Source organism: Sandarakinorhabdus rubra, from assembly GCF_010994245.1.
GTDB lineage: Bacteria > Pseudomonadota > Alphaproteobacteria > Sphingomonadales > Sphingomonadaceae > Sandarakinorhabdus > Sandarakinorhabdus rubra.
Genome location: NZ_WMHO01000080.1, coordinates 1 through 11,062 on the forward strand (window position 1 = coordinate 1; position 11,062 = coordinate 11,062).

At 68.7% G+C, this 11,062-nt stretch carries 10 protein-coding genes; 7 read left to right on the forward strand and 3 right to left on the reverse strand.

Annotated elements, in window-relative coordinates:
* Positions 1-559: kinase (locus GJV64_RS06860; protein ID WP_164156526.1), on the reverse strand; the 559-nt coding region annotated here is incomplete at its 3' end.
* A 38-nt stretch (positions 560-597) separates the two neighbouring features.
* Here GJV64_RS06860 and GJV64_RS06865 point away from each other — a divergent pair.
* The 7 genes from GJV64_RS06865 to GJV64_RS06895 all read left to right on the forward strand — a co-directional run bounded on the left by GJV64_RS06865 (position 598) and on the right by GJV64_RS06895 (position 8,875).
* Positions 598-1,584: a mechanosensitive ion channel family protein gene (locus GJV64_RS06865; RefSeq protein WP_164156527.1), complete on the forward strand. Its 987-nt coding sequence runs from the start codon at positions 598-600 to the stop codon at positions 1,582-1,584.
* Positions 1,585-1,684: 100 nt separating this feature from the next.
* On the forward strand, positions 1,685-2,938 hold the full coding sequence (locus tag GJV64_RS06870) for an acetyl-CoA C-acetyltransferase (protein ID WP_164156528.1): 1,254 nt from the start codon (positions 1,685-1,687) through the stop codon (positions 2,936-2,938).
* Positions 2,939-2,989: 51 nt separating this feature from the next.
* Complete coding sequence (locus GJV64_RS06875; protein WP_164156529.1) at positions 2,990-4,201, forward strand: CoA transferase; 1,212 nt, start codon at positions 2,990-2,992, stop codon at positions 4,199-4,201.
* The gene (locus GJV64_RS06880) at positions 4,198-4,998 is read left to right on the forward strand and encodes a hypothetical protein (protein ID WP_164156530.1); all 801 of its coding nucleotides are present in this window, start codon (positions 4,198-4,200) and stop codon (positions 4,996-4,998) included. Before GJV64_RS06875 ends, GJV64_RS06880 begins: the two co-directional genes overlap by 4 nt.
* Before the next feature lie 4 nt (positions 4,999-5,002).
* Positions 5,003-6,148, forward strand: coding sequence for an acyl-CoA dehydrogenase family protein (locus tag GJV64_RS06885; RefSeq protein ID WP_164156531.1), 1,146 nt, complete (start codon positions 5,003-5,005; stop codon positions 6,146-6,148).
* Complete coding sequence (locus tag GJV64_RS06890) at positions 6,148-7,344, forward strand: acetyl-CoA C-acetyltransferase (protein ID WP_164156532.1); 1,197 nt, start codon at positions 6,148-6,150, stop codon at positions 7,342-7,344. The genes GJV64_RS06885 and GJV64_RS06890 overlap by 1 nt, the downstream gene beginning before the upstream one ends.
* A gap of 340 nt (positions 7,345-7,684) precedes the next feature.
* Positions 7,685-8,875 (forward strand): CaiB/BaiF CoA transferase family protein, encoded by a 1,191-nt coding sequence (locus GJV64_RS06895; RefSeq protein WP_164156533.1) that lies wholly within the window; start codon positions 7,685-7,687, stop codon positions 8,873-8,875.
* Here the strand turns inward: GJV64_RS06895 and GJV64_RS06900 are convergent.
* Together GJV64_RS06900 and GJV64_RS06905 are read right to left on the reverse strand one after the other, a co-directional pair.
* Positions 8,862-9,662 (reverse strand): crotonase/enoyl-CoA hydratase family protein, encoded by an 801-nt coding sequence (locus tag GJV64_RS06900; protein WP_164156534.1) that lies wholly within the window; start codon positions 9,660-9,662, stop codon positions 8,862-8,864. The two genes, GJV64_RS06895 and GJV64_RS06900, sit on opposite strands and share 14 nt — an antisense overlap.
* A 9-nt stretch (positions 9,663-9,671) precedes the next feature.
* Positions 9,672-11,062: acyl-CoA dehydrogenase family protein (locus GJV64_RS06905; protein ID WP_235927636.1), on the reverse strand; the 1,391-nt coding region annotated here is incomplete at its 5' end.

Here is an 11,062-nt window from a genome sequence, read left to right on the forward strand (position 1 = left end):
GCTGCTGGTAGGCGCCTGCGAGTGCCTGGTTGATGTGCGTCCGCCAGCGGGCGTCCGCGTCCTGCCAGGCCTCCAGCGCGTTGACCGGCGTGGCCAGCGCGGCGGCGGGCTGCGGTCGCGCGCCCACGCACCAGCCTTCGAGGATCAGGCAGGCCAGCGGCGGCGTGGCGGGCCAGTGCTGCGGCGCCAGCCGGTCGTCGGCCAGCTTGTCGAAGCGCGGAAGTTGCAGCGGCTGCCCGGCCCGGAACCGGTCGAGCACCTGGTGCAACAGCGGCAGATCATGGCTGCCGGGCGGCCCGCGCGTGGCCAGCAGCGGATGCACACGCGCCGCCAGAGCCCGGCGCCGCGCCGCGGTCAGATAGCCATCATCAAGGCTGAGCGCGCGCGTCGGAAGGCCACTGGCCGTCAATTGCGCGGCCAGTTCGGCGGCCAGCGTGGACTTGCCCGAGCCCTGCGCCCCGGCCAGCCCGAGCAGCAACGGCCGGCCGCCAAGGCGGGGGCGAATATAGTCAATCAGCAGGTGCAGCGCGTCCATTGCCGCCATGCTGCCCGGCGCCATGTTTGCCGGCAAGCGTCCGAAGGACTAGGGTCATCGTCATGCTGGAGTTCGATCTGGACAAGGCGTTGGCCCAGCCGTTGCTGAAGCTCGGCCAGTTTTCGGTGACGCTGGAGAAGCTGATCGCGGCCGGCATCATCCTGGGGCTGGCGGCGCTGGCCGTGTGGGGAATCCGCTTCATCACCTCCCGCAGCCAGGCGCGGGTGGCGGAAGGCCAGGCCGCCACCATCTATGTCGCCGGCCAGGTGGCGCGCTATGTCGTCGTGCTGGCGGCCGTGGCCGGGGTGATATCGGCGCTGGGCGTGGACCTGTCGGCCCTTTCGCTGTTTGCCGGTGCCCTGGGTGTCGGGGTTGGGCTGGGGCTGCAGGATGTCGTCAAGAATTTCGTCTATGGCCTGATCCTGCTGTTCGACGGCAGCATGGAAGTGGGCGATTTCGTCGAGCTGCAGGACGGCACCTCGGGCCTCGTGGTGGCCATCGGGCCGCGCGCCACCACCTTGCGCACCAATGACCATGTCGACGTGCTGGTTCCCAACGGGCTGATGCTGGGCGGCAAGCTCACCAACTGGACGCGGGACCGCACGCCGCGCCGGGTGCATGTGCCGTTCACCGTCGCCTATGGCAGCGACAAGGACAAGGTGCGCGCCGCCGCGCTGGAGGCGGCGCGGGCGGTGCCCTTCACCCGTCCCGACGAGGGTGACCGTCGCACCCAGGTGTGGCTGACCGGCTTTGGCGATTCCGCGCTGAAGTTCGAGCTGGTGGTGTGGCCGGCACTGGAAGCGGTGAAGCGGCCAGGCGGCATGATGGCGGCCTATTGCTGGGCGCTGGACGATGCCATGCGCCGCCACGGCATCGAGATTCCCTTTCCCCAGCAAGATCTGCGCATCAGGTCCTGGTTCGGGCACGAGGGCGAGGCCGGGCTGGCCGCCGCCGCCGGTCGGCCGATCGCGCCGGCGACCGCGCCATCGCCATCGCCGACAGCGCCCAACGATGCGGCCGAGGATGTGGGCCGCGGCGAAGGCGACTGACAAGACGACGCTCACCGGCAGGTTCTGACTGGCAAAAACCGCAATCGACGCAGGCGCACGGCGGCGTAGGGTGCGCGGCGTTCCAGATGGGAGACAGACAATGGCCGAAGCCTATATCATCGACACCGTTCGCACCCCGCGCGGCATTGGCAAGGTTGGCAAGGGCAGCCTTGCCGACATGCACCCGCAGCATCTTGCCGCCGCCGTGCTGAAGGCGATTGCCGAGCGCAACCACATCAACACCGCCGAGGTGGACGACATCATCTGGTCCACCTCCACCCAGAAGGGCAAGCAGGGCGGCGACCTTGGCCGCATGGCGGCACTGGATGCCGGCTATGACCTGAAGGCCAGCGGCATGACGCTGGACCGCTTCTGCGGTGGCGGCATCACGTCCGTGAACCTCGCCGCTGCCCAGATCATGAGCGGCATGGAAGATCTGCTGATCGCCGGCGGCACCGAGATGATGAGCTATACCGCCACCATGGCGCAGGAAGAGCGCGCCGCCGGCCTGCCGCCGATGATGATGGGCAGCGGCAACGCCCGCCTGCAGCGCCATCACCCGCAGAGCCATCAGGGCGTGTGCGGCGATGCCATCGCGTCCAAGGAAGGCATCAGCCGCGCCGATGTCGATGCGCTGGGCCTGGAAAGCCAGAAGCGTGCGGCGGTGGCGATCGCTGAAGGCCGCTTCGCGAAATCGGTGATCCCGGTGTATCGCGAGGATGGCAGCCTGGCGCTCGATCGCGAGGAGTTCCCGCGTCCGCAGACCACCATGGAAGGCCTGTCGCAGCTGGAACCGAGCTTTGCCAAGCTGGCCGACCTGCCGCTCGATGCGCAGGGCACCACCTTCCGCAAGCTGATCAACGCCGCCTATCCCGATCTCAAGATCGAGCATGTCCACCATGCCGGCAACTCGTCGGGCGTGGTCGATGGCGCCGCGGCCGTGCTGCTGGCCAGCAAGGCCTATGCCGAGAAGAACGGCCTGAAGCCGCGCGCCCGCGTGGTGGCGATGGCCAACATGGGCGATTGCCCGACGCTGATGCTCAATGCGCCCGTTCCGGCGGCGCGCAAGGTGCTGGCCAAGGCCGGGCTGACGGTGGACGACATCGACCTGTGGGAGATCAACGAGGCGTTCGCGGTGGTCGCCGAGAAGTTCATCCGCGATCTGAAGCTTGACCGTGACAAGGTGAACGTCAACGGCGGCGCCATCGCGCTGGGCCACCCGATTGGCGCCACCGGCTCGATCCTCATCGGCACCGTGCTCGATGAACTGGAGCGGCGTGACCTGAAGCGCGGACTGGTGACGATGTGCGCCGCCGGCGGCATGGCGCCGGCCATCATCATCGAACGCGTCTGAGGCCAGTGCCCGCCCCACCCCCTCTCGTGGGGGGTGGGGCGGCAGCGCCCGATGTACGATCTGCTCTCCGGCCTGACCGTGGTGGAGGCGGCGGCGTTTGTCGCCGGGCCCACCGGCGGGCTCTATCTGGCGCAGATGGGGGCCCGGGTGATCCGCATCGATCCCATCGGCGGCGGGCCAGACTATCGGCGCTGGCCACTGGCGCCAAACAGCGATGACAGCCTCTATTGGGAGGGGCTGAACAAGGGCAAGCAATCCATCCAGATCGACCTTGCGCGGCCTGAGGGTCGCGATCTGGCGCAGGCGCTGGCCAGCGCGCCAGGCGATGACCGTGGCCTGTTCCTCACCAATTTCCCGGTGGATGGCTTCCTGTCCCACGCTGCGCTCGCCGCGCGCCGGCCCGACATCATCACCGCGCGCATCATGGGCTGGGCCGATGGCAAGCCGGCGCTGGACTACACGGTCAACGCCGCGGTGGGGGTGCCGGACATGACCGGACCGGTGGGAGAGAGTCGCCCGGTCAACGCCGTGCTGCCGGCCTGGGACCTGCTGGGCGGGGCGTGGGCGGCCTTTGCCATGGTCTCGGCGCTGTACCGCCGCCGCGCCACTGGGCAGGGCGCCGAGATCCGCGTGCCCCTGTCAGACCTTGCTGCCACTTCGCTGTCGCACCTGGGATTTGCCGCCGAGGCCCTGTTGACCGGGGATCGCGGTCGTCTGGGCAACGATCTGTTCGGCGCCTTCGGCCGCGATTTTGCCACCGCCGATGGCCGTCGCGTCTATCTGGTGGCGATCACGCCTCGCCAGTGGCGCGGGCTGGTGACGGCGCTGGGGCTGGGCGAGGCGGTGGCGGCGGTGGAGGCCGCGACGGGTGCCGATTTCGCTGCCGATGACGGCGCGCGCTTCACCCACCGCGCCGCGCTGTTCCCGTTGTTCGAGGCGGCCATGGCGCGGCACAGCCTGGCAGACCTTGGCCCGCTGCTCGATGGTGCAGGCGTCACCTGGGGGCCGTATCAGACGCTGGCCGAGGCGGTGCGCAGCGATCCCCGGCTGTTCACCGCCAACCCGATATTCCAGGCCGTCGCCCACCCGTCGGGCCTCACCTATCCGGCCGCCGGCCCGGCTGCCACGCTGGCCGGAGAGGCGCGCAGCGGCGTGAAGCCGGCGCGGCGCCTTGGCGCCGACACTGATGCCGTGCTGGCCGATCTGCTGGGGCTGGACAGCGGCGCCATCGGCCGGCTGCATGATGCAGGCCTGGTGGCATGACGCCCGAGGATCTTGCCCACTGGCAGGCCTGGGTCGGCAAGGCCGAATGGCGCGACGAGGTGCTGCACGCGCCCGACGTGCTGCGCCTTGCCGAGGCCCTGAACTGGGACGCCGAGACGCTGGGCTGGCCGCCGCTTGGCCACCTGGCGCTGTTCCTGCCGCCGCCAGGGGTGCGCGGGGTCGACGGTCATCCGGCGCGCGGCGGTTTCTTCCCGCCCGTATCGCTGCCGCGCCGGATGTTTGCCGGCGCCGAATATCGCTTCCACCGCCCGCTGATCGCCGGGGCGCCGGCCATGCAGATGCGCGTGCTCGAACGGCTGGAGCCCAAGCAAGGCAAGGCCGGCCCCCTGTTGCTGGGCACTGTGCGCATCGAGATCTGGCAGGACGGCGAGGTGGCGCTGGAGGAGGTGCAGTCCATCGTCTGGCGCGGCGATGGACCGAGCGTGCCGCTGCCTGTGCCTACCAGCCCGCCGCCGCCAGGCGATGCCGTCTTCACCCCTGGGTCGGTGCAACTGTTCCTGTTCTCCGCCGCCACCGCCAATGCGCATCGCATCCACTATGATGCGGCCTATGCCATGGGCGAGGAGCATTACCCCGGCCTTGTTGTCCACGGGCCGTTGGTGGCGGCGCAGCTGCTGGGCCTGTGGGAGCGTCGGCACGGCCCGGCCCGGCAATATTCGTTCCGCGCGCAGGCGCCGCTGTTCGCCGGCCAGCCGGTGGCCTTGCGAGAGACCGATGATGGCTTGCAGGCGCTGCGCTGTGACGGCACCGTGGCCCTCATTGCAACTTCAGGGTGAGACGATGGACGCCGACACCTTCGCGCAGCTGGAAGACCAGCTTGACCGCTATGTCAGCGAGCGGTTGATTCCGGCCGAGGACATGGTGGAGGAGGCGGACGATATCCCGCCCGACATCGTGTCCGAATTCAAGGCGATGGGCCTGTTCGGCCTGTCGGTGCCCGAAGCCTATGGCGGGCTGGGGCTGACCATGGCGGAAGAGGCCGCGCTGGTGCGCGTGCTGTGCCGGGCCAGCATCACCTTCCGCAGCCTGATCGGCACCACGGTCGGCATCGGCAGCCAGGGGATCATGATCGACGGCACCGCGGCCCAGAAGGCCGAGTGGCTGCCGCGCTTTGCGTCTGGCGAGGCGATTGCCAGCTTCGCGCTGACCGAGCCGGGGGCGGGATCGGATGCAGCGTCCCTGCGCTGTTCGGCGGTGCGCGAGGGTGACTTTTACCGGATCAACGGTACGAAGCGCTATATCACCAACGCGCCGCGTGCCACCGTGTTCACGCTGATGGCCCGGACCGAGCCGGAGACGAAGGGCGCCGGCGGCATCAGCGCGTTCATCGTGCCCGCCGACACGCCGGGCATCAGCCTGGGCAAGCCCGACCGCAAGATGGGGCAACGTGGGGCCAAGACCTGCGACGTGATCCTGGAAGACGTGCTGGTGCCTGCCGCCAACATCATCGGCGGCGTGCCCGGTCAGGGCTTCCGCACCGCCATGAAGGTGCTGGACCGCGGCCGCATCCACATCGCCGCAGTGGCGCTGGGCATGGCGGACCGGCTGCGCCAGATGGCGCTGGATTATGCGCGGGAGCGCGAACAGTTCGGCAGCCGCATCGGCGATTTCCAGCTAGTACAGGCCATGCTGGCCGACATCGAGGTGGACCGGCTGACCATCGCGGCGCTGCTGGAGCGCACTGCGCGGCGCTTCGATGCCGGCCTTGCCAGCAACATGGAATGTTCGGTGCTGAAGCTCCACGCCAGCGAAGCGGTGGGCCGCATCGCCGACCGGGCGGTGCAGATCTTCGGCGGCGCCGGCTACATGGCCGAATACAAGGTGGAGCGCTTCTACCGCGATGTGCGGCTGCTGCGCATCTATGAAGGCACCAGCCAGATCCAGCAGACGATCATTGCCAAAGCCATGCTGAGGGAGAGCAACTGATGAGACGGGCCGCGATCGTTTCCCCGATCCGCACCGGCGTCGGCCGGTTCGGCGGGGCACTGGCCGGATTCCCGGCCGGGGAACTGGGCGCCATCATCCTCAAGGAGCTGATGGCGCGCACGAAGATCGATCCGGAACGCGTTGACGATGTTGTCTTTGCCCATGGCTATCCCAATGGCGAAGCGCCGTGCGTCGCGCGCTGGAGCTGGCTGGCGGCGGGCTTTCCGGAAAGCGTCCCCGGGGTCAGCCTTGATCGCCGCTGTGGCTCCGGCCTGCAGGCGGTGATCGATGCCGCCATGCGCATATCGACCGGCGCTGCCGACATCGTGGTGGCCGGCGGGGTCGAGAGCATGAGCCAGGTGGAATATTATTCCATCGATCACCGGAACGGCGCCCGCATGGGCAGCACGACGTTCCACGACCGGCTGGTGCGCGGCCGCGTGATGAGTCAGCCGATCGCCCGCTATGGCGTGATTTCCGGCATGATCGAGACCGCGAACAACCTCGCGAAGGACTATGGCATCAGCCGCGAGGAATGCGATGCCTATGCGGCGCAGTCGCACCAGCGTGCGGCAAAGGCCTGGGCCGAAGGAAAATTCGCTGCCGAACTGGTGCCGGTGGAGGTGCCGCAGAAGAAGGGGCCGCCGACCATCTTTGCCGCCGATGAAGGTATCCGCGCCGATGCGACGCCCGAAAGCCTGGCGCAGCTGAAGTCCATCGAGAAGGACGGCGTGGTGACCGCCGGCAATGCCAGCCAGCAGAATGACGGCGCGTCGGCCTGCCTGGTGGTGGCCGAAGAGCTGCTGGCGCCGCTGGGCCTCGAGCCGATGGCCTGGCTGAAGGGCTGGGCGGCGGCGGGCTGTGATCCGTCGCGCATGGGCATCGGCCCGGTGCCTGCGGTGGAGCGGCTGTTTGCTCGGCATGGCCTGGGCTGGGACGATATCGACCTTGTTGAACTGAACGAGGCGTTCGCGCCGCAGGTGCTGGCCGTGCTCAAGGGCTGGGGCTGGCATGATCCCAGCAGGCTCAATGTCAACGGTTCGGGGATCAGCCTGGGCCATCCGATCGGCGCCACTGGGGGGCGGATCCTGGCCACCATGCTGCACGAGCTTGATCGGCGACAGGGGCGGCTGGCGCTGGAGACGATGTGCATCGGCGGCGGGCAAGGACTGGCCGCGGTGTTCGAGCGGGCATGACATTTCGTTGGTAACATTTTTCCAATGATTCATAAAGGTTAAGACCGAATCGCCTTGCCTGTTGTTCACACTTTGATAACCTTCTCACTCGCGCGAATCGGGCGGCGAGGGCCGTTTCGTGGCTGGGTGGGCGGTGCCGGGGGTATCGTCACGAAGGGACGGGACGGAAATGTGACGACAAGCTTGCGTCACACGCTTGAATCGGCGAAACGAAGACCAAGAGCTAACCCCTGGTCGGGGGCTAGGGGCGGTGCCAGTTCGGCCGAACTGGCACCGCTTTTCTTTTTGCAATTGCTGCTGTTTGCTTCCAAAAATCCTGGGCCGGGGATAAGCCGGCAAGATGGCTGATCCGGTTTTTCCTGCCGCGCTTGCCGGCATTCGCGTCCTCGATCTTTCGCGCGTGCTGGCAGGGCCCTGGTGCACGCAGATTCTGGCCGATCTCGGCGCCGACGTGGTGAAGGTGGAAGCACCGGGCCGCGGCGATGACACCCGCGCTTGGGGGCCGCCGTTCCTGAAGGGCGGCGACGGCGCGGACGAGATCGGCACCTCCGCCTATTATCTGGCCGCCAACCGCAACAAGCGCTCGATCGCGGTCGATTTCGCCACCCCAGAAGGCGCCGCCCTGCTGCGCGACCTGGCGTTGAAGGCCGATATCGTGGTCGAGAACTTCAAGGTTGGTGGCCTCAGGAAATATGGCCTCGACTGGGAGAGCCTGCGGGCCGCCAAGCCGGCCCTCGTCTATTGCTCGATCACCGGCTTCGGGCAGACCGGGCCTTATGCCAGCCGCGGCGGTTATGATTTCGTGGCGCAGGGCATGGGCGGCTTCATGGCCGTCACCGGCGAGGAAGGGGGCGGGCCGCTGCGCGCCGGGGTCGCCATGGCCGACGTGACGACCGGGCTGTATGCCACCATCTCGATCCTGGCGGCGCTGCGCCATGCGGAGCGGACGGGGGAGGGCCAGCAGATCGACATCAGCCTGCTCGACACGCAGATCGCCTGTCTCGCCAATCAGGCGATGAACTGGCTGGTGGGCGGGGTCGATCCGGGCCGCATGGGCAACCGCCACCCCACGGTGGTGCCCTACACGGTGTTCAAGGTGGCCGATGGCGCGATCATCATCGCCATCGGCAACGACGGCCAGTTCCGCGCCTTCTGCACCGAAATGGGTGTGCCCGAACTGGGCACGGACCCGCGCTTCGTCAGCGCCAGCGCGCGGCTCGTCAACCGCGACGCCATCGAGGCCGAGGTGCAGCGGCTGGTGGCAGATCAGCCGGGCCTTCCGCTGATCGACCGGCTGGTGGCCGTCGGCGTGCCCTGCGGCCCGGTCAACAAGGTGAGCGAAATCTTCGCCGATCCCTTCGTCGAAGCCCGCCAGACGGTGCACCGCTTCGTGCGTGAGGATGGCGCGGTGATCCCCAGTGTCGCCTATCCGGGCAAGCTGTCCGCAACGCCCGCCACGATGCGCTCACCCCCGCCGCGCGTGGGGGAGGATCTGGACAGCGTGCTGAGGGACTGGTTCAGCGACCGCTGAAGCTCGGCGGGCGCTTTTCCAGGAAGGCTGTCATCGCCTCGCGATTGTCGTCGGTGGTGTGCGCCAGTGCCTGCATGGCGGCCGACAGTTGCAGTACGGTTTCCAGCGTGGCGCCGCGCGCTTCCCACAGCAGGCGCTTCGTCATGCGCACCGCCTGGGGCGGGTTGGCGGCGATGCGGGCGGCAATGGCCCGCGCCGCGTCCAGCAGTTCGGCATCGGGCACCACGCGGCTCACCAACCCGATCCTGAGCGCTTCGGCGGCGTCCACCATGTCGCCGGTCAGCGCCATTTCGGCGGCCTTTGCGTGGCCGACCACGTGGGGCAGCAGCCAGGCGCCGCCATCGCCGGGGATGATGCCCAGCTTCACGAAGCTCTCGGCGAATTTTGCGCTTTCCCCCGCGATGCGCACGTCGCACATGCAGGCGAGATCACAGCCCGCGCCGATGGCCGGACCGTTGACCGCCGCGACGATCGGCACCTCCAGCGCCGCAAAGGCCCGCGGCAGGCGCTGGATGCCGGTGAGATAGTTGCGGCGGGTGCGGATCGGCTGCGCGCTGGCCAGGCCTTCGCCGCTGGCCATTTTCCTGAGATTGCCGCCACTGGAAAAGGCGCTGCCCGCCCCGGTGAGGATGGCAACGCGCGCTTGCGGGTCGGCCTCCAGCCGGGCCAGTGCGGCCAGGATGGCGTCCACCATGTCATCATCCGACACCGGGTTCCTGAGTTCCGGCTGGTTCAGAGTCAGCGTGACGATGGCACCATCGGCGTCGTAGCGGACAAGATCGGTCATGGCTTTCTCCTAACGCACGCCTAGGCCACGCGCGATGATGCCGCGCAGGATTTCCCGCGTGCCGCCGCGCAAGGACACCATCGGCGCGATGTGGATGGTGGAATCGAGCGTCGCCAGCAGATCAGCCGGCGGATCGGCAGGCATCAGGGCGCGCGCCACCTCCGGAATGGCCTGTTCGAAGGTCGCGCCAAGATCCTTCACGATGGCCGCTTCCAGCGCCGGGTCCTCGCCCGCCTCCAACAGCGCTGCCATGCCGCGCGCCATCTGCCGCAGCACGATCAGATGCGCCGCCAGCCGACCGATAGGCGCGTGCGCGGCCTGGGGTGCATCCGGCCCCAGCACGGCCACCAGTTCCTCGGCCAGCACCAGCGTCGACAGGAACCGCTCCGGCCCGGATCGTTCATAGGCCAGCTCGCTCATCACCTGGGCCCAGCCCTGGCCTTCGGCGCCCACCAGTGCATCGGCAGGCACGAACACATCATCGAAATGCACTTCGTTGAAATGATGCTCCCCCATCAGGTCGATGATCGGGCGCACGCTGATGCCGGGCGTGTCCATCGGCACCAGCAGTTGCGAAAGCCCCTCATGGCGCTGGCCCTCTCCGGTGCGGCAGAGTAGCAGCATCACGTGCGCCTTGTGGGCATAAGTGGTCCACAGCTTGGCGCCATTGATGCGCCAGCCGCCGTCCACAGGGCGTGCGCGGGTGGTCAGCGCCGCGAGGTCCGATCCGGCGCCGGGCTCGCTCATGCCGATGCAGGCATAAAGCTCGCCGCGCGCGATGGCAGGGAGGTAGGCCGCCTGCTGTTCCGGCGTGCCATAGCGCAGCAGCAGCGGCCCCGTCTGCCGGTCGGCGATCCAATGGGCGGCGACCGGCGCCCCGGCGGCCAGCAGTTCCTCGATCACCACCAGGCGATCAAGGGCGGTCCGTTCCTGTCCACCCAGCGCCTTCGGCCATGTCATCCCCAGCCAGCCGCGCGCGCCCAGTGATCGGGAAAAGTCTGCGCTGTGGCCGTTCCAGCTGTGGGCGCGCAGATGGGGCGGCAGGCCGGTAAGCGCGGGCGCCAGGAAACCCCGCACCTCCCGGCGCAGCGCGGCACGGGCGGCCGTTTCGGGCACGGCAGGAAAGCGGAAGCGGCCAGTGGCCGGTGCGGCCTCGGCCTCTGACAGAGGCTCCTCGGTGGCCAGCGCCCACAGGCTGCCGCGTGCCAGCACCGCCGCGCCCAGAGTGGCGTGGTGACGATGCTCGCTGCCGGCCATGTCGCGGCGCTGCCACAGGGCGCGGGTGAACAGCGGCAGGCGATGCTCTGCCGTCACGCCGATGGCGCCGTGCAGCTGGTGGGCAAGGGCGGCGGCTATGCCGGCGGCCTCGCTGGCGCGGGCCTTGGCGGCTGCCACGCGCA